Source organism: Sphingorhabdus arenilitoris, assembly GCF_042651485.1.
Classification (GTDB): domain Bacteria; phylum Pseudomonadota; class Alphaproteobacteria; order Sphingomonadales; family Sphingomonadaceae; genus Sphingorhabdus_B; species Sphingorhabdus_B arenilitoris.
Map to the genome: position 1 here is coordinate 1,626,442 of NZ_JBHSDH010000013.1, position 17,658 is coordinate 1,644,099.

Sequence of the window (17,658 nt, forward strand, 5' to 3'; positions counted from 1 at the left end):
GATATTATGGAATTATTGGTAAGCACCGAATGGCTGGCCAAAGAAATTGGCGCATCGGATCTGCGCGTCGTTGATGCCAGCAAATTCCTGCCCGATAGCGGCCGTGATGCACGCGCCGAATATGAATCAGGCCATATTCCCTCCGCAATCTTCATGGACCTCGCCGATCTGGTCGATGACAAAAGCGCGGTTGAAAATACCCTGCCTCCACCAGAAAAATTTGCCAGCCGGATGCAATCGCTGGGCCTGGGTGATGGCAGCCGCATTGTGCTATATGATGATAGCCCGCTCAAAAGCTCCGCACGGGCTTGGTTCATGCTCACCATGTTCGGCGCGCATGATGTCGCGATATTGGACGGCGGCCTTGCCAAATGGAAAGCAGAAGGACGCCCGCTTGAAAGCGGAAAGCCTGCGCTGCGCCACCGCCATTTTACCGTTTGGGCCGATAACAGCAACGTGCGCAGCAAAGCCGATATGCTCGCCAACGTGGACAGCCATGCCGAACAGATTGTCGATGCGCGCCCCGCAGCCCGCTTTGCAGGGGAAGAGCCGGAACCCCGCGAAGGCATGGCGTGCGGCCATATTCCGGGCAGCCGTAACATCCCGCATAGCCAATTATTCAATGCCGACGGCACTTGGAAACAAGGTGAGGAGCTACTCGCCATATTTCGTGATGCCGGGGTCGATCTTGGTCGGCCCATGGTGACCAGCTGCGGCTCTGGAATGACGGCATCCGTGGTTTTATTCGCGGCGCGGCTGACAGGGAAAACCGATATTGCGCTTTATGATGGCAGCTGGGCCGAATGGGGCATGGCCGACGACACGCCAAAGGAACAGGGCCCAGCGGCTTGACCCAAAAAAGCAAAGCACCCACAAAGCCCGATACCCAATTAATCACCGGCGGCCGCAGCAAGACGGTGACCGGCCCTGTTGTCAATCCGCCCGTATGGCGGGCCAGCACGCATTTATATGAAAATGTCGCCCATTTGGAGGCATCGAAAAACATGCCTGCCGACGCCCGCGAATTTTTCTATGGGCGGCGCGGCGGGCCGACCCAATGGGCGCTGGCCGATGCGCTGACCGAAATGGAACCCGGCGCGGCGGGAACCATGCTCTATCCATCGGGCGTTGCCGCGATCAGCTGCGCCTTGCTCGCCGTTCTGAAACCGGGTGATGTGCTGCTTATGACGGATAGCGCCTATGACCCAAGCCGTAGTTTTGCAGAGGGTTTTTTGAAACGCTTTGGCATAGAAACACGCTATTTCGATCCCATGGCAGGCGGCGAAATCAGCGCCTATTTTTGTTATCGTACAAAGGCGATATTATTGGAAAGCCCCGGCAGCCTGACATTTGAAATACAGGATATTCCGGCCATATGCGCAGCCGCTCAGGCAAAGGGGATATGCACTCTGCTCGATAACACATGGGCGACGCCTTATTTCTTCACGGCAATTGAAAAAGGTGTCGATATCAGCATCCTTGCCGCAACCAAATATATTGTCGGGCATAGCGATGTGATGGCGGGAACAGTCACGGCCAACAAGAAATATTGGAATAAAGTCGCGCAGACAGCGCGGGCGATGGGACAGGTTTTGTCACCCGACGACGCTTATCTTGCGGCACGCGGGTTGCGGACGATGGCGGTGCGGCTTCGCCAACATGAAGCATCGGCAATGAAAATCGCACATTGGTTAAACGGCCGCGATGAGGTGATCAAGGTGCTGCATCCCGCCTTTCCCGATTGCCTCGGTCACGCCCATTGGCGGCGGGACTTTACCGGATCATCGGGGCTGTTTTCTTTTGTCCTCAATGGCAGCAAGGCGAAGGCAGCGGCGTTGATCGACGCGTTGCAGCTATTTGGCATTGGATATAGCTGGGGCGGATTTGAAAGCCTCGCGCTGCCGGTTCACCCGGAAAAATTCCGCAGCGCAAAACCTTGGACAGGCGGGGATGCCCTCATCCGTTTGCAAATCGGGCTGGAAGACTGCGCCGATTTGATCGCCGATTTGGAAAACGGATTTGCTGCTGCTAAAGACATAGCATGACCAATAGACCCCAGGATATTGTCGACCCGGTTGACCTGACCATGTTAGAACGGCTGCGCATTAATTTCAGCGGCAATATGGATTTCACCGAATTGGGCATTGCCGCCGCAATCATCCTGTTCGCAGCCGTCATTGGCTTGTTAATCGGCCGTATCATCGCCGCCCGCTTCACCCGTTTTGCCGATGGCGAAGGCGATGATGACTGGCATCAGCGTTTCCATCCCTTGTTGAAGGCAACATCGGCGATCATGCGCCACGCGGTGACCGCTATCCTGCTGATGATCGCGCAAAATAGCTGGAACTGGCAATTCCATTCGGAAATGCTGCTCGGCGCGGCACTTGCATTGGCATTGGCTTTGTCGGCCTACAGGCTGCTGCGGGCGCTCAGTCTTGGTTTTTGGACCGCAATGCCAGCGGCTACCGCGCTTTTCGCTTTTGTATTTTCACAAAGTGTCGGCGGATTAACCCCGCTTAGCAGCTTGCTTGACAAGGCCAGCTTCACCGTGGGCTCGCACCGTTTTTCTTTGTTGACGCTGGTAACGGCATCTTTGATCGCAATTTTCCTGATCGCGCTGGTGCGGCTGGGCAATCGCGGCGCCCGGCTGGCGCTGCGCCGGAATAAGGGGCTAGATGACGGCCAACGGCTGTTGGGCGAAAAGCTCGCCATGGTTGCGCTGGTCGTCGCGGCCTTTTTCATCGGCATTGATATGCTGGGCATCGACCTGACTGCACTGGCGGTCTTTTCCGGTGCTATTGGTTTGGCCATTGGTTTTGGCTTGCAAAAAACCGTCGGCAATTTGATCGCGGGTATCATATTGTTGTGGGATCGTTCGATCAAGCCGGGCGATGTCATCGTTGTTGGCGACAGTTTCGGCTGGGTCAATAAAATCGGTATCCGCGCCGTCTCGGTGCTGACCCGCGATGGCAAAGAGCATTTGATTCCCAATGAAAATTTGATGACCAATGAGGTCGAAAACTGGTCCTATTCTTCCAAAAATGTGCGCGTCAAAATTCCGGTCGGCGTATCTTATTCAAGCGACATGAAGCTGGTCGAAGAGCTGATGATAAAGGCCGCCGTCGCTTGTCCGCGCGTGCTGAAACGCCCCGCGCCGATGGTTTGGATGACAGGCTTTGGCGACAGCAGCGTCGATTTCGAAATTCAGGCATGGATACGCGATCCGGAGGAAGGCGTGGGCAATGTCCGCTCAGCCGTGCTAAAAGAGGTCTGGTGGCTGTTTAAGGAACATGAAATCGAAATTCCATTCCCGCAACGCGATGTTAACTTCCGCAATTTACCGCCGGGCTATGCCGCAGGCGGCGAACAAGCTGCACCGCCCAAAGCAGCCGCCAAAGCAAAGCCGCGCAAAACTAAAACTGAATCCACAGAACTAAAGTAAGCCCCCCCGTCCAGCGCAATTAGGGTCCGGCGCATTTAATGGCTGGCCGCGATCAGTTTCCTGGTGGCCTCAGCCTGCGGCGCGGCGAATAGCTGACCCCGTTCGGCCGTTTCGACAATCTGGCCCTGTTCCATCACCGCAATCCGGTGCGCGCTCCGCCTTGCCAGCGCCAGGTCATGGGTAATGAATAACAGCGAAAGACCGCGCTCTTCCTGCAATTTTACAAATAGCTGCATGATGCCATTGGCAACCAGCGGATCGAGCGCGGATGTCGCTTCATCCAGCAATAATATCTCCGGATCCACCGACAGCGCCCGCGCGATTGCCACCCGCTGTGCCTGCCCCCCTGACAGTGCCGCTGGTTTGCGCCGCGCTATGTCCGGCGGCAAGTCAACTTCGTGCAGCAATAGTTCCACCCGCGCCGCGCCGCCTGCATCCGGCAATAACCAGCGCATCGGTTCCAATATGATATCACTGACGGTCCAGCGCGGATCGAGGCTGGCGACCGGATCCTGAAACACCGGCTGGATCAGGCGGCGATGTTCCGCCTTTCGCCTTCCGCGCGGCGGCAGGGACGTGCCATTCCACAAAATCTGACCCGACTGCATCGGTCCCAATCCCGAAAGCGCCCGACCCAGCGTGGATTTGCCCGAACCCGATCCGCCGACAATCGCCAATGTCTCACCCTTGGCCAACTGAAGACTGGCATTTTGAACCGCATCAATATGGCCGCTGCGCCAACTCGGCGCGCGAAAGCGAACGTGAATATCGCGCGCTTCAAACATCCTATCGCTCGGTTTGGGCAGTGGTGGCATGGGATCGTCCATCCGCGGTGTGGCTGCCATTAACGCCTGCGCATAATCGGTCGATGGGGCCCTCGCGATTTGCCGCGCCTCGCCGGCTTCCTCCACTTTCCCGCTGCGCATGACCAGCAAGCGATCAGCATAAAGTTCAATCCCGGCCAGATCATGGCTGACCAGCAACATCGCCATACCATTTTTCCGGCATAGCCCGGTGAGCAAATTCATAATCTCCCCGCGCAGCGCGGCGTCCAAAGCACTTACCGGTTCATCGGCCACCAGCAGTTCGGGCCCATGAGCAATGGCCGCCGCGATCAACACTCTTTGCCTTTCGCCGCCCGACAAACGGTGCGGATATTGCCGCAGCTTTTCATCAGGCCGCGGCAGGCCAACTTGCGCCAACATGGCGATCATCGCGCCTTGGGACGGCCTATCGCCCCCAGCCTGCATTACCGCCTCGGTTAAATGCGCGGCAACTGTCCGGTGCGGGGTTAGTGCGGTCAGCGGCTGTTGAAACACAAAACCGATATGTGCGGCGCGTATCCGGCGCAGGCCCGCCTCACCCATGCCGATCAGCTGCTGCCCGCCTAGAACCGCCGAGCCCGATGCCGTGGCCGCGCTTAAACCAAACGGAGTCATAGCGGTCATGCTTTTCCCTGCCCCCGATTCCCCGGCAAGCGCCACTATTTCCCCCGCCGCAATTTCAAAATCGACGCCGCGAACCAGCTGCTGTCCGTTGATCTGAGCGCAGAAACCCTGTACGGAATAGAGCGCACTCACCGGCTGGCCGCTTTCGCCATGATATCGCGGTAACGCTCGCCGGCAAGTGTCAAGCAGATGATAATTGCCGCCAGCATCGCCCCAGGCAGCAGCAGCGCAGCGGGATGCATATCCATATCATCCGCGCCTTCGTTGACCAATATGCCGAGCGATGTCAGCGGTTCCTGCACGCCAAGGCCGAGGAAAGAGAGAAAGCTCTCCACCATCACCACTTGCGGCACGGTGAGCAGCAGATAGGCGACCGCTACGCCCGCGACATTGGGCAAAATATGGCGGATCAGGGTGACGCGTCCGGGTGAACCAGCGGCTTCGGCAGCAAGCACGAATGGCCGGTTTTTAAGCGCCATCACCTGCCCCCGCACCACCCGGGCCATGGTCAACCATTCGACCGCACCAATACCCAGAAAAACAAGGAAAATCGAACGGCCAAACACCACCATCAACAATATGACGACGAACATGAAGGGTAGAGCATAGAGGCCATCGACAATCCGCATCATCACCTCATCCGTGCGCCCGCCCGCCCATCCAGCAATCGCGCCCCAAATGGTCCCGATGACTAGTGCTACCAATGCCGCCGCAAGCGCCACCGACAGCGTCGTGCGCGTTCCCACCAGCAGCCGCGCCAGACGGTCCCGGCCCAGATCATCGGTGCCCAGCAAATGCCCATGGCTGAACAATCCGCTGCGCACATTATCCCAATCAATCTGCGCATGACCCCATGGCAGCAATGGCGGCATCAGCAACGCTGCCAAAGCAATAGAGCCGACAATGATCAGCGGAATGCGCATCACCCGCACTCTCGCATACGGGGGTCGAGCCAGCCATAGATCAGGTCGGCGATCAGGTTGAACAGGATGATAAGCCCGGCATAAAGCGTTACCACGCCCAGCACGAGGGGATAGTCGCGGTTGAGCGCGCCTTGCACAAAATAGCGGCCAAGTCCGGGCAGGCCAAAGACGGTTTCAATGACCACCGCGCCCGTCAGCAATCCGGCCGCTGCTGGTCCCAGATAGCTGGCCACGGGCACAAGAGCGGGACGCAGGGCGTGGCGGAGCAGCACAATGAACGGTGACAGGCCCCGGGCGCGGGCGGCGCGGATATGATCCTGCCCCAATATTTCGGCAAGTCCAGCGCGGGCAAGTTTCGCGATAGCGCCTGCCACGGGTAAAGCCAATGCGACGACCGGCAGGATCAGCCACGCAGTACCCGCCCCCTGACCCGATACCGGCAACCAGCCCAGCCACAGCCCAAAAATAAGCGCCAATAACGGCCCCGTTACAAAAGTCGGCAACGCGGTCAGCAGGGTGGCGGTCAGCATCAACGCCTGATCCTGCCATTGTCCAGCCCGCATCGCTGCCCATAGTCCCGCCAATATACCCATGCCGCTCGCGAGCAGCAGCGCCAAGCCGCCCAATAGCAAGGATATAGGCAGGCTTTGCGCGATTAGCTCTGTAACGGTAAAGTCCCGGTAGACTAGGCTCGGCCCAAAATCACCTTGCGCCAATCGTCCAAGATAGAGCGCGACCTGTTCAGGCAGCGATTTGTCCAGGCCATAAGCGCTTTCCAGCGCAGCGCGGGTTTCCGGTGCCAATGGCCGTTCACCGTCAAATGGTCCCCCCGGCGCAAACCGCATCAACAGGAAAGACAGGACGATAATCGCCAGCAATGTGGGAATAGCAGTCATCAGGCGGCGGGCGATAAGTTGCAACATTGCGGACGGGCCCTATAGCTCCATCACGGCAAAGGCGGCGCGGACCTCTTCTACAAATAGCTGCGGCCTTTCCATTGCCAGAAAATGCCCGCCTTTGTCCGGTTCGCTCCAATATACAATATTCTTCATCCGCTGCTCCGCCCATCGGCGCGAGGGACCAAATATTTCATAAGGCGCAACTGTCCCGCCAACCGGCAAAATAATATCCGCCCGCTCCGTATCGCGAAAGCTATGCCAATATAGCCGCGCCGATGACGCGCCGCAATTATTCAGCCAATATAACATTACATTGTCGAGCAGATGATCGCGGGAGAAAATATTTTCTGGATGTCCGCCCATTGCGCTGGCCCGGTCATTATGCCCGCAATCGGCCCAGCCGTGAAATTTTTCAATAATCCATGCCATTTGCCCGGTAGGTGAATCGGCCAGGCCATATCCAATTGTCTGCGGCCGGGTGGCATGCTGCGTCGAGTAGCCATTATCCTTTGCCTGATACCATGCCATGCGCGCCAATGCGCCTTGCTCCCGCTGTGTCAGGTCCGCCATGGTTTTGGGGTCAGGCCGCGCGATCACCATATTGACATGGAGCCCCGCACAGCCGCCCAGATTTTGCTGTCCAATGGCATCGGTGACTGCCGCGCCCCAATCGCCGCCTTGCGCAAACCAGCGGTCATAACCCAGCAGCGTCATCAATGTGTGCCAAGCGCGGGCGATCTGATGAATATCCCAGCCGGGCTTTGTGGGCTTAGCCGAAAAACCATACCCCGGAAGCGAGGGGATAATGAGATGGAAATCGCGTGACAAAGGTTCGATAACCTCGGCAAATTCCAGCACGCTGCCCGGCCAGCCATGCGTCATGATGATCGGCCGCGCATTTGGATTTTCGCTTCGAATATGCAGGAAATGAATATCAAGCCCGTCAATTTCGGCGAGATAATTTGGCCAGCCGTTGATCAGCTGTTCGCAGCGGCGCCAGTTATATTGGTCCCGCCAATATTCGGTCAGTTCCTGCACATAAGCCAGCGGGATGCCCTGATCCCAGTCATCCACCGTCTCTTTTTCGGGAAAGCGGGTTAGCGATAATCGCGTCTGCAGATCATCCAGCTGCTGCTGCGCAATGTTGACGGTAAAAGGACGGGGCGTGTTGGCGGTCATATCGGCTCCTCTGCTCAACCCATCTGATGCCAGCGAAAGCGGGGAAGCGCAACGATTTGAAAAAAGCGCTTGAAGTTGACGCAGGGTCAAGCGCCATAAAGGCGTCATGAATGATTCGATGAACATCCGCCAAGTGGTCAAACAAACCGGCCTGACGAGCCGGGCGCTGCGATTTTATGAAGCAAAAGGGCTAGTCTGCCCCATCCGCACTGCGTCGGGCGCGCGGTATTATGCAAAGGCGGAATTGGAACGGCTGCACCAGATTATCGTCCTCAAATCCGCAGGGCTTAGCCTTGCACAAATGAAGCGCCTGTTTGAAGGGCGGCCTGTTGATCTGGCCGCTTTATTAAGGGCGCAGCTTGAAATGCTGGATGAAGAAGCCGCGCAGATCGACAAAGCGCGCGGCGTTATCCAATTTGCTCTGTCCCGCACCGATCGAGGCGAGCCGATCGACGCCGAGACTTTTTGCTCGCTTATCGAAAGTGGAGACAAAATGATGAAACAGGAAAATAAATGGAAAGAGTTGATCGACGATTATTATACGCCAGAGGAGCAGGCAAGCTGGCTTGAGCAGACGAAGCCGCTGGGAAATCTTTTTCAGCAGGAAAATTATCTTGCCCAGTGGAAGGAATTAAGCGCACGGATTGAAGCAGCCCAGCCGCTCGCCCCCGAAAGCGATGAGGCGCTGGCCTTCGTGCGCGAATGGTTCACTTTGCTCGAACCTTTCAGCCAGGTGTCAACGCCCGAAATGTGGGAAGGCAGCCGGAAATTCTATGCCGATATGCCGAAATGGCAAAACCGCGTGGATACTGGCTTTTCATTCGAGGCATGGAACTTCATTTCAGCTGCGACAACCGCAGCATTGGCCGCGGGCAAGGATATCGGCCCGGTCCCTGCGTGGATGCGCAGCCAATAACGCATATTGATCGGTAACGGGTGGCGGCAAACAGCAGATATTGTTGCCGCCACCCCCTTTAACAGAAAGGACATTCACGATGAACCCATGGATTTTGTTGGCCGTAGCTATAATTTTCGAAATTGCGGGCACAAGCTTTCTCAAGGCATCAGACGGATTTACCCGCTGGGGTATCGGTGCCGCCTCTATCGCTTGCTATTGGGTCTGCTTCGCATTTCTGGCCTTGGCGATAACCAAAATTCCTGTCGGCGTTGCCTATGCGATCTGGTCAGGGGCGGGTATCCTTGCCATCGCGCTGATCGGCTGGTTGATTTTCAAACAGAATTTGAGCGCCGTGCAAATGGGTTGTATCGCGCTGATTATCGTGGGTGCGGTTGGCCTGAATATGACCACACATACACCTGACAGCGCGCCAAAGCCGCAGGGCCAATTGGATAGTTAAAGTCAGCGCTCAAACGCTCAGTGCCAAAAATCCGGCTACAATAGCATATTGTTAACCATATCCGGCTAGTCCGTTTGCGAACCAACGCCGGAGCGCAGCCGAAATGGAATTGGCATCATCGACACAATGCGTCACGGACCATGACATTATCTCCCGTGCGCCCATTTCCGATGTGGCAGTCCGCAATGAGCTGCTCCGCCGCGCCATCGGACGTCCCTTTGTCAACCGGATGCCGACGCTTTTTTCGTTGCTTGTTATTGGAATAGCGGCGGTCAATATCCCTCACCGGCTCACATTATGGGCGCTGATCGGCATTTTTATCGCGGTCAATTTTGTCGCTGCCTATACAGCGGGGCGCGTGAAAACAGCGATTGAAAAAGGGCGTAATATCAATGCGGAAAGATATATATGGCTGACGGTGGAATTTCTGTGCGGAGCTGTATGGGGTTTGATGCTGTGGCCGGTAACCGATCCAGCAATATCGGGGCCAGAACGCCCAATCATTACCGCCGTCATCATGGTCACTGTGTCCGCCGGATGTCTTGTATCCTCTAACGCCAGCGGCCTGCCGCGATCAATCATCGCTGGCTTCATTATTACTGCGGTTCCGTCCTCCATCATTTTTTATGACATGGAAGGGGCGCTGCTGACCTCAGGAGCATTTTTGATGTTTGTTGCGATGCTCAATATCGCTTCGATCATGCGCAGCGAGGCGGTCCGCAATCTCAAAACCGAATTGGAGAAAGACGAGCTAACAGCAGAGCTCGCTGCCGCATTGGACAGAGCGCAATATTTATCGCGGCATGACAGCTTGACCGGCCTGCTAAATCGGCGCGATTTTGACAGAGCGGCCACAAGCCTGAATATTGATCGGTCGGCACAGAGCGGTGCCATCATCATATTTGATCTCGACCATTTTAAGTCCATCAACGACCGTTTCGGCCATATGGACGGCGACAAAGCTTTGATCGCGGCAGCCGATCTTACGCGGATGGTTCTGTCGAATAATGACCTGACCGCGTCCGAAGATTATGCCGCCGCACGTTGGGGCGGAGAGGAATTTGTGGTCGCCCTTGCGGCGAAAAATGAAATGCAGGCTGCCGAAATCGCTGAACAGATAAGAACAGCATTTGAAGATTACAGCGAAACTGGTTGGCCTGCCGAATTGCACATCACCGCGTCATTTGGCGTCGCAGCCTGGCCAGCGCGAAGCAGTCTCCAAGACGCGATAGCAGCTGCCGACGCCCGCCTGTTACAAGCAAAATCTGCGGGCCGAAATAGAGTCGTCGCAGCGCAGACCGAAGCAATTTACCCACCTGTGCGCGCCAGAGCATAGCTCACCACCTCAAATTCAATGCCGTCATAATCGTAAAAGTAAAAGCGCCGCCCTGGATCATAATCATCATGGCCAAAAGGAATAAGCCCTGCTGCTGCTACTTTTGACTCCACCGCGGTCAGGTCATCTACAATAATAGCGACATGGTTTAACGGTTGACCCTTGTCGAACTCGTTAACCGCATAATCTCGGCCCAATTTGGTATATAGCGCGATGTAGCATGTGTCCGTCCCGACATGGACAGTATAACCATTATCCATCGCTGGGCCCTGCCACCGGATATGCCAGCCAAATATCTGGGTTAGCAACTTTGCCATGCGATCAGGGTCACGGACAGTTAGATTGATATGCTCAATGAAATTGCTGTTCATTTTTAATGTCTCCTTATTGGTTCCCGTCAGCGTTACGAATCGGGTATTGCCTGTTATGCAACCTCAACCTAAATTGAGGTCAAGGTTACATAGGAAGGAATGTTCATGCGAAGCACAGACCGGCTGTCGATCGGGGAGCTATCGCTGCGAACCGGGATTTCGGTATCGGCAATCCGTTTTTACGAGGCAAAAGGCTTGATAGAGCCGATGCGTAGCGCCGGTAATCAAAGGCTATTTTTTCGCAGCGATATTCGCCGCCTGTCCTTCATCCTGATTGCGCAGCACATCGGGCTGAAAATCAACAAAATCAGAGAAGAATTATCAGGCCTACCGAGCGGCCGGACGCCGAGTCAAAGCGACTGGAAAAAAATCGGCGCAAAACTGCGTCAAAATCTGGATGACCAAATTGCTCAATTGCAACAAACTCGCCAAAATCTCGATGGTTGCATCGGCTGCGGCTGCTTATCGCTCAAAAAATGTGCGCTCTATAATCCGGGTGATAAGGCGGCGCGATTCGGTTCGGGTCCGCGTTATACGATGGGTGATCAGCCGTAAGATGGGCATCAAAGAATCCGCAGCATCATACCGCTGAATTCTTCTCTATTGACACTTATCCCAATTTCTGGAAAAACAGAAATAACAAAAATTGAGTCTAAATGGAAATACGTCATGGGCGTTGAAAAATATCCGGAAGCTATGGAATTCATCCTTCATTGGGGGGAAATGGGAACCCATTGGGGTGCGAACCGGTCCATGGCGCAGGTTCATGCCCTGCTGTATCTGTCTGATCAGCCGCTGGACGCCGAGGCGATTTGCGGCGCGCTCGATCTGGCGCGATCCAACGTGTCCAATTCGCTGAAGGAATTGCAGGCCTATGGCATTGTGCGCCGCACGCATATCGCGGGCGACCGGCGGGATCATTTTGTGGCCGAAACCGAATTATGGGACCTTTTCATGGCGCTGGCCGCTGAGCGGAAACGCCGAGAGATTGACCCGACCATCGCCAAGCTCGCCGAATTGAAAGAACGTATGGGCAGCAATAGCCAGTTGCCGGTTCATGTGCAGGAACGCATTGGCCGGATGCACGAATTTATTTCGACCCTGTCCAACTGGTATGATGATGTTAGGCGGATCAACAAAAATACACTGGTCACATTGATGAAGCTGGGGTCAAAAATCACCCGCTTCATTCCCGGAACGTCAAAAGGATAAATCCGACGCGAGCGATGGCTCCGCGCCGGAAGGACACGCAACATTCCATAGCAAAGGATACCAAAATGCCGCCCATATCGAACCATATCTAAAAATTTCATTATTTACAGAATTTACGAAAGGATAAGAAAATGACGGAAATTGCTTACAGCCTCTATCTCGCTATCGCGATCGGAATGACCATTTGGGTCGCGTTTACTTTATCTCGTAATGGTAAAGTCTATCTCATCCGCTGCTTTGGCCATGACGAGGAATTGGCGACCAGCATCAATCATCTGCTCGTTGTCGGATTTTACCTGGTCAACTTCGGCTTCATCGCATTGGCGCTCAGCACCGCTGGCGAGCCGCAAAATGTTGCAGAAGTGATGCGTTTCCTTGGCTGGTATGTTGGCATTGCAACATTGGTTTTGGGCGCGATGCATTTCTTTAACATGGGCGCGGTTACCCGTCATGGGCGCAAGGTTGCCGACTGGATCCACGACCAAATGCCCTATGAAGCGCCCGCCGAAGCAGAAAAGCACGCGGCAGCCACAACCCGCAATGATAGCATCTTGCGATAAGCATCACCCAGTCCCGCCGCTTGAGATCTTCAAGGACCGAAAGCGGCGGGGCGGTGATCATTTTGGAAGGCGTTACCCGATGCCGCCAAACAACATAGGCATCCCCGGCATCCGGAAGATATCAATATGTCGCGATGCGGCCTAAACCTGTATGTTAAAGCGATTTTTGATAAATACGATAGATCTTATTTATCTTCCCATTTATCGCTTCACCCACCGACCGCATGGGGCCATTATCGTCGAGCACCCAGCCAAATTCTCCGCGCTCGGCGCCGTATTTTGCGACGGCATCGCGCCGGATAAACTCCACGAGCATAAATGCAAGCTGGCTCGCCAAGCGGGTCGATTGCAGCCTTTTGACGACGCCCATTAATGGCACGCGCATCGTCCGCACGTGCGGTTTGCGCAGCCACCAGAGCAGTTTCAGCCAGTTGAACGGCCACAGCGTTCCGCCATAGCCAATCAGCTTTTCATTCACATCAGGAAGCGTCATCATGAAGGCGACAGGCTCGCCATCGACTTCGGCAATGCGGATCAAATCTTCATATACCAGCGGGCGCAATTTTTTGCCGGTAAAGGCGATTTCACTATCCGTAATCGGCACGAACCACCAATTGTCGGACCAGGCGTCGTTTAATATGCTTAAGATCAGCGCGGCTTCTTCATCAAAACGGCTTTTATCGACGCGCCTTATGGTGATCCGCTCGTTGCGTTCGCCCGATTGAACAATCCGTTGGACGAGCGGCGGAAAGTCGGTCTTGATAGGAATTTCATAGGTATATAAATCTTTTACCTGATGATAACCGGCGGCCTCAATCCAGCTTTGATATTCGGGCTTATCATGCCCCATCATGATTGTGGCCGGATGGTCATGCCCTTCGACCAACAGGCCCGGTTCTTCCCAGATTGACAGGCTGATCGGCCCCAATGATTTGGTCATACCCTGTTCGCGCAGCCAGTTTTCGGCGGCTGCTATCAATGCCTCTGCGATATCAGCATCTTCTGCTTCAAACAGCCCCCAATTGCCGACACCGGGCCCCATGCCCTGTGCAACGGGCTGCGTCAGCGCCAGCTCGTCATAATGGGCAGAGATTCGTCCGACAAGCCGCCCGTCCCGCTCCGCCAGAAATAGCTGCGCTTTGCCATGTTCAAACCATGGATTTTTACCCGGCGTAATCGCATCTGCCGCCTCATTGCGCAGCGGTGGGACCCAATTGGGATCATTTGCGTAGAGCCGGTAGGGCAGTGCAACAAAAGCCTTGCGATCCGCCTCGCCTGTGACCGGCCTAACCATTATAGTTGAAGAAACCAAAAGCTGTCCCCGCCAAATTGCAACTGCGCGGCTATTGCGCCGTACAGGGCCATTTTGTCAAGAAAGCGCGTAGCGCAAAATGCGCGTCCATAAAGCGGCCTTTATCTTGCCATATACATCTGGTTAAGGCGAAAGGGTTTAATAGGTGAATGATGATGCAGGCAACGACGATAAACAGAGAATCGGCCGCCGGGGCCAATCCGGCCAGTGACGCGCAAAATTTGCGCGGCGCGGGCAATGATATGGAAATGATTAAGGCTGCCTCATCGCTGACCCGCGATCTCAATGCCGCCAATCCGGTGATTTACTGGGCCGATTTCGTGGCATCAGCGCTCACCGGCTACGCCGCGCTATTTGCGGCTATTTTTGCGCCCTCCATCTGGCTGTGCTTGCTTGCAGCCGCTCTTTCTATCCTTGCTTTATACCGCGCTGGTAGCTTCATACACGAGCTGACCCATATCAAACGGCGCGATGTACCGGGATTTCATTTGGCGTGGAATATTATGGCTGGCATCCCGCTGATGATCCCGTCTTTCATGTATGAGGGCGTCCATAACCAGCATCATATGCCCAAACGCTATGGCACGGTGCAGGACCCCGAATATCTGCCGCTGGCATTGATGAAGCCTTATACCGTCCCGTTATTTGTGCTAGTTGCTGCGCTGGGGCCCATTGGCTTGCTGATCCGTTATGCGCTGCTCGCGCCTTTGTCGCTGGCCATCCCGCCGCTGCGCCGGATTGTGGTGGAGCGCTATTCGGGGTTGGTCATCAACCCAGAATTTCGCCGCCGCATGCCCGAGGGCGAAGAACGCAGCCGCTGGATCGCGTTGGAGATCGCCACGAGCATCTGGGCCATCGGCCTGCTCACCTTGACCGCAACGGGGATCATTCCCTTGGCGGCATTTTTAACCTTTCTTGGCATCGCGTCGGGAACGATGGTGATCAATCAGGTGCGCACATTGGTGGCGCATTTATGGGAAAATGACGGCGGTGAAATGAATGCGACGCAGCAATATCTGGATAGTGTCAATGTGCCGCCGCCCGCGACGCTGCCCGCTTTATGGGCTCCGGTTGGCCTGCGTTACCATGCGCTGCATCATCTGCTGCCCGGCGTTCCTTATCATAATTTGGGCGAAGCGCATCGCCGTTTAATTGGCGCATTGCCGGATGCATCCTCCTATCATGGGGCCAATTATGCAGGGCTCCCCGGATTGGTCAAACAATTGGTAGGCAGCACGTTCAAACGCGGGCAATAGGCCCCTATTCTTCGGTCCGCACCAACACGGTTTCGCCAATTAAGAAGAATAGCAAAAAAGGCGCCCATGCCGCGATAAAGGGCGGATAGGCCCCTAAATTTCCCATCGCCAATGCAAAATTATCGGCGACAAAATAGATAAAGCCCAGCGCCATCCCGATCACCGCGCGCAGGAATAATGCGCCCGAACGCGCAAGGCCAAATGCCGCAACCGCCGCAAGCAACGGCATCAGCAGCGCGGACAAAGGCCCGGAAATTTTATGCCATAATATGCTTTCCAAACTGCTGGTCCGCCGCCCGCCTTCTTTCAGCCCCTGTATCGCGCGGTAAAGCGGGACAAATCCCAATGCTTCCCCGTCAACCTTCACATATTGGAACCGGTCAGGGGTGATCCCCTTACCAACGGTCAGCGTTTCATATTTTTCCTGTAGCAATGTGCCCGCGTTAAACACCGAAGCATTGGTCAATTGCCATGCCCGGTCGCGATATTGGCCGCTATCCGCCTTTATCACCTTGGTCAGCACATTTTGCGTACGCAAATATACGGTTACACCGGTCAGTTTTGTTTCACCATTATCCGCTGTCACCGTTTGGGCATTGATAATATCCTGCCCCTCGCGGACCCAGACATTGGTTTTAATCCCGCTGTCGAGCGGTACAGGGCCATAATCAACATCCTGCCATTGTTTTAGCTTTGCCGTTGCTGGCGCGACAATATGGTCATTGAACAAAAATGATGTCGCCGCCACCAGCAGGCTCGCAACGATCAGCGGCGCGAGGATTTGATGCGCGGACAAACCGGCCGCCTTCATCGCGACGACTTCGCTATTCTGGCTTAATGTGGTGAAGGTGATAAGCGTGCCGAGCAAGACCGAGAAGGGCAGCATCCGCGCGATAATCTGCGGCGCACGCATACTGATGTAAGCCCATAAATCGCCTTGGTCATTGCCAGCAACCGCCAAGATCTTTCCGCTTTCGCCCAGCAGATCGAGCGTCTGCAATATGAGCACGAGCATGGCCAGCACCGCCAACGTCCGCACGAGGAAAAGCCGCCCCATATAAAGTGTGATCTGCCGAGAGGGGAAAAATTGCATAAATTATCCTTCGGCCCCCGCCAATTTACGCTTTCGCCCAAATCGCAGCAGCTTGCGCAGTCGTTTGCCGGTTTTCGCCGCAACCACCTCCAAAGCGCCAATCGGCTGTCCGCCCGGCACGTGGGCGATTACATGATACATCCACAGTATCAGCGCGGCAAAAAATAGGAACGGCACCCAAAGCGCCAGCGCAGGGTCAATAACGCCCAATGCGCCTACATCTTCGGCATATTCATTCACTTTATGATAGGTCACCACCATGATAATCGACAAAAACACGCCCAATGCCGAAGTCGATCTTTTTGGCGGAACGGCCAGCGCCAATGCCAGTAACGGTAATAACAGCATCATCGCCACCTCGACCAAGCGGAAATGGAAATTGGCCATAGCCCCATTGCGCCGCTCAATCGGCAATTTTGCATTGGTTCCCACTTGCCACAATTCGTGGATTTTCAGCTCGCGATTGTCATCCAGCGACCCGCCGCGCCCGCGAAAGCTCTCAATCTTGGGGAGCGGTATTGGCACATCATGATTGGAAAATGTCAGCACGCGGGGGTTTTTATAATTGGGCGCATCATGGATGAGCGTACCGTCCTGCAGCCGCAAAATGATCGTGTCGGGATCGTCGGTTCGCAAAAACTGCCCCCGGGCGGCGGTGACGGCAATCGATTGTCCGTTATTGCTTTTTGCCGATACGAACATTCCGGTCAGGCTTTTGCCATCATTGCGGCTTTGGTCCACCCGCATCGTCAGGTTTTTGCCCAAATTGTTAAATTCGCCGACTTTGATCGACGCGCCCAAGGCCCCGGAACGCAGCTCAAAGCGGAGTTCCTCGTATAAATAACGCGATACCGGCTGCAAAAAGCCAACAATGCCGAGATTGAGCAGCGCCAGCGTGACGGCAAAAACATAAGGCATACGCAATAACCGCAAATAACCCTGCCCAACGGCGCGAAATATATCCAATTCCGATGTCGTCGCCAGCCGCCGAAATGCCAGCAATATGCCGAGCAGCAAGCCAATGGGAATGCCCAGCGACATATATTCGGGGATCAAATTGGCAAGCATCCGCCACACAACGCTAACCGGTCCGCCTTCGGTTGCGACAAAGTCAAACAAGCGCAGCATTTTTTCCAGCAACAGCAACATCGACGCGATCACCAACGTACCAATCAGGGGCACGAAGACTAAACGGGCGATATATCGGTCTGTGGCTGGTATGAATTTCAACTTATTGACGCCCTGTCACCCTAATTTTGCCTTAAAGCA

Annotated in this window: 18 protein-coding genes; 10 read left to right on the forward strand and 8 right to left on the reverse strand. The window is 55.2% G+C overall.

The window, feature by feature from the left end; all coding sequences use genetic code 11:
• The first annotated feature begins 6 nt into the window (after window positions 1-6).
• From sseA to ACFOWX_RS12075, 3 genes are read left to right on the forward strand one after another with little or no spacing between them, the layout of a single operon-like run.
• The gene (sseA, locus tag ACFOWX_RS12065) at window positions 7-852 is read left to right on the forward strand and encodes a 3-mercaptopyruvate sulfurtransferase (protein WP_381424447.1); all 846 of its coding nucleotides are present in this window, start codon (window positions 7-9) and stop codon (window positions 850-852) included.
• On the forward strand, window positions 804-2,045 hold the full coding sequence (gene metC / locus ACFOWX_RS12070; protein ID WP_381424449.1) for a cystathionine beta-lyase: 1,242 nt from the start codon (window positions 804-806) through the stop codon (window positions 2,043-2,045). The genes sseA and metC overlap by 49 nt, the downstream gene beginning before the upstream one ends.
• Window positions 2,042-3,442, forward strand: coding sequence for a mechanosensitive ion channel family protein (locus ACFOWX_RS12075; protein ID WP_381424451.1), 1,401 nt, complete (start codon window positions 2,042-2,044; stop codon window positions 3,440-3,442). Before metC ends, ACFOWX_RS12075 begins: the two co-directional genes overlap by 4 nt.
• Window positions 3,443-3,477: 35 nt before the next feature.
• Here ACFOWX_RS12075 and nikE read toward each other — a convergent pair whose 3' ends face one another.
• The 4 genes from nikE to ACFOWX_RS12095 are packed head-to-tail and all read right to left on the reverse strand — an operon-like array spanning window position 3,478 to window position 7,891.
• Complete coding sequence (gene nikE, locus ACFOWX_RS12080; protein ID WP_381424453.1) at window positions 3,478-5,022, reverse strand: nickel ABC transporter ATP-binding protein NikE; 1,545 nt, start codon at window positions 5,020-5,022, stop codon at window positions 3,478-3,480.
• Complete coding sequence (locus tag ACFOWX_RS12085) at window positions 5,019-5,813, reverse strand: ABC transporter permease (protein WP_381425048.1); 795 nt, start codon at window positions 5,811-5,813, stop codon at window positions 5,019-5,021. Before ACFOWX_RS12085 ends, nikE begins: the two co-directional genes overlap by 4 nt.
• Complete coding sequence (locus tag ACFOWX_RS12090; protein WP_381424456.1) at window positions 5,813-6,736, reverse strand: ABC transporter permease; 924 nt, start codon at window positions 6,734-6,736, stop codon at window positions 5,813-5,815. Before ACFOWX_RS12090 ends, ACFOWX_RS12085 begins: the two co-directional genes overlap by 1 nt.
• Window positions 6,737-6,748: 12 nt before the next feature.
• Entirely contained in the window at window positions 6,749-7,891 is a 1,143-nt protein-coding gene (locus tag ACFOWX_RS12095) for an epoxide hydrolase family protein (protein ID WP_381424458.1), read from the reverse strand.
• 106 nt (window positions 7,892-7,997) lie between these two features.
• Here ACFOWX_RS12095 and ACFOWX_RS12100 point away from each other — a divergent pair, with 106 nt between their 5' ends.
• From ACFOWX_RS12100 to ACFOWX_RS12110, 3 genes are all read left to right on the forward strand, one after another.
• Window positions 7,998-8,807 carry a MerR family transcriptional regulator gene (locus ACFOWX_RS12100; protein ID WP_381424460.1) on the forward strand — a complete coding sequence of 270 codons (810 nt, stop codon included), beginning with the start codon at window positions 7,998-8,000 and terminating at the stop codon, window positions 8,805-8,807.
• 79 nt (window positions 8,808-8,886) lie between these two features.
• Window positions 8,887-9,249: a DMT family transporter gene (locus ACFOWX_RS12105; protein ID WP_381424462.1), complete on the forward strand. Its 363-nt coding sequence runs from the start codon at window positions 8,887-8,889 to the stop codon at window positions 9,247-9,249.
• Window positions 9,250-9,352: 103 nt separating this feature from the next.
• Entirely contained in the window at window positions 9,353-10,585 is a 1,233-nt protein-coding gene (locus tag ACFOWX_RS12110) for a GGDEF domain-containing protein (RefSeq protein WP_381424464.1), read from the forward strand.
• Here ACFOWX_RS12110 and ACFOWX_RS12115 read toward each other — a convergent pair.
• Window positions 10,558-10,956 (reverse strand): VOC family protein, encoded by a 399-nt coding sequence (locus ACFOWX_RS12115; RefSeq protein ID WP_381424466.1) that lies wholly within the window; start codon window positions 10,954-10,956, stop codon window positions 10,558-10,560. The genes ACFOWX_RS12110 and ACFOWX_RS12115 overlap by 28 nt on opposite strands.
• Before the next feature lie 105 nt (window positions 10,957-11,061).
• Between ACFOWX_RS12115 and soxR the strand changes: the two genes are divergently transcribed.
• The 3 genes from soxR (at window position 11,062) to ACFOWX_RS12130 (ending at window position 12,728) form a co-directional block, all read left to right on the forward strand.
• Window positions 11,062-11,511 (forward strand): redox-sensitive transcriptional activator SoxR, encoded by a 450-nt coding sequence (soxR, locus tag ACFOWX_RS12120; protein WP_381424467.1) that lies wholly within the window; start codon window positions 11,062-11,064, stop codon window positions 11,509-11,511.
• A 114-nt stretch (window positions 11,512-11,625) separates the two neighbouring features.
• The gene (locus ACFOWX_RS12125; RefSeq protein WP_381424469.1) at window positions 11,626-12,168 is read left to right on the forward strand and encodes a GbsR/MarR family transcriptional regulator; all 543 of its coding nucleotides are present in this window, start codon (window positions 11,626-11,628) and stop codon (window positions 12,166-12,168) included.
• Between the two features lie 131 nt (window positions 12,169-12,299).
• On the forward strand, window positions 12,300-12,728 hold the full coding sequence (locus tag ACFOWX_RS12130) for a hypothetical protein (RefSeq protein WP_381424470.1): 429 nt from the start codon (window positions 12,300-12,302) through the stop codon (window positions 12,726-12,728).
• A gap of 154 nt (window positions 12,729-12,882) precedes the next feature.
• Here ACFOWX_RS12130 and ACFOWX_RS12135 read toward each other — a convergent pair whose 3' ends face one another.
• The gene (locus ACFOWX_RS12135; RefSeq protein WP_381424472.1) at window positions 12,883-14,022 is read right to left on the reverse strand and encodes an N-acetyltransferase; all 1,140 of its coding nucleotides are present in this window, start codon (window positions 14,020-14,022) and stop codon (window positions 12,883-12,885) included.
• 170 nt (window positions 14,023-14,192) lie between these two features.
• On the opposite strand from ACFOWX_RS12135, the gene ACFOWX_RS12140 reads away from it, so the two are divergent.
• Window positions 14,193-15,296, forward strand: coding sequence for a fatty acid desaturase family protein (locus ACFOWX_RS12140; RefSeq protein ID WP_381425050.1), 1,104 nt, complete (start codon window positions 14,193-14,195; stop codon window positions 15,294-15,296).
• A gap of 4 nt (window positions 15,297-15,300) precedes the next feature.
• On the opposite strand, the gene lptG is transcribed toward ACFOWX_RS12140, so the two are convergent.
• Window positions 15,301-16,389 (reverse strand): LPS export ABC transporter permease LptG, encoded by a 1,089-nt coding sequence (gene lptG / locus ACFOWX_RS12145; protein ID WP_381424474.1) that lies wholly within the window; start codon window positions 16,387-16,389, stop codon window positions 15,301-15,303.
• 3 nt (window positions 16,390-16,392) lie between these two features.
• The gene (gene lptF / locus ACFOWX_RS12150; RefSeq protein ID WP_381424475.1) at window positions 16,393-17,619 is read right to left on the reverse strand and encodes an LPS export ABC transporter permease LptF; all 1,227 of its coding nucleotides are present in this window, start codon (window positions 17,617-17,619) and stop codon (window positions 16,393-16,395) included.
• Between the last annotated feature and the right edge of the window lie 39 nt (window positions 17,620-17,658).

Excerpts from the sequence above, each read along its gene's own strand:
- ACFOWX_RS12110 (WP_381424464.1), top strand. The coding sequence starts at position 9,353 with ATGGAATTGGCATCATCGACACAATGCGTCACGGACCATGACATTATC.
- ACFOWX_RS12090 (WP_381424456.1), bottom strand. The coding sequence starts at position 6,736 with ATGTTGCAACTTATCGCCCGCCGCCTGATGACTGCTATTCCCACATTG.
- ACFOWX_RS12085 (WP_381425048.1), bottom strand. The coding sequence starts at position 5,813 with ATGCGCATTCCGCTGATCATTGTCGGCTCTATTGCTTTGGCAGCGTTG.
- ACFOWX_RS12125 (WP_381424469.1), top strand. The coding sequence starts at position 11,626 with ATGGGCGTTGAAAAATATCCGGAAGCTATGGAATTCATCCTTCATTGG.
- ACFOWX_RS12115 (WP_381424466.1), bottom strand. The coding sequence starts at position 10,956 with ATGAACAGCAATTTCATTGAGCATATCAATCTAACTGTCCGTGACCCT.
- ACFOWX_RS12095 (WP_381424458.1), bottom strand. The coding sequence starts at position 7,891 with ATGACCGCCAACACGCCCCGTCCTTTTACCGTCAACATTGCGCAGCAG.
- ACFOWX_RS12075 (WP_381424451.1), top strand. The coding sequence starts at position 2,042 with ATGACCAATAGACCCCAGGATATTGTCGACCCGGTTGACCTGACCATG.
- soxR (WP_381424467.1), top strand. The coding sequence starts at position 11,062 with ATGCGAAGCACAGACCGGCTGTCGATCGGGGAGCTATCGCTGCGAACC.
- ACFOWX_RS12135 (WP_381424472.1), bottom strand. The coding sequence starts at position 14,022 with ATGGTTAGGCCGGTCACAGGCGAGGCGGATCGCAAGGCTTTTGTTGCA.
- sseA (WP_381424447.1), top strand. The coding sequence starts at position 7 with ATGGAATTATTGGTAAGCACCGAATGGCTGGCCAAAGAAATTGGCGCA.
- ACFOWX_RS12130 (WP_381424470.1), top strand. The coding sequence starts at position 12,300 with ATGACGGAAATTGCTTACAGCCTCTATCTCGCTATCGCGATCGGAATG.
- lptG (WP_381424474.1), bottom strand. The coding sequence starts at position 16,389 with ATGCAATTTTTCCCCTCTCGGCAGATCACACTTTATATGGGGCGGCTT.
- ACFOWX_RS12105 (WP_381424462.1), top strand. The coding sequence starts at position 8,887 with ATGAACCCATGGATTTTGTTGGCCGTAGCTATAATTTTCGAAATTGCG.
- metC (WP_381424449.1), top strand. The coding sequence starts at position 804 with ATGGGGCATGGCCGACGACACGCCAAAGGAACAGGGCCCAGCGGCTTG.
- ACFOWX_RS12140 (WP_381425050.1), top strand. The coding sequence starts at position 14,193 with ATGATGCAGGCAACGACGATAAACAGAGAATCGGCCGCCGGGGCCAAT.
- ACFOWX_RS12100 (WP_381424460.1), top strand. The coding sequence starts at position 7,998 with ATGAATGATTCGATGAACATCCGCCAAGTGGTCAAACAAACCGGCCTG.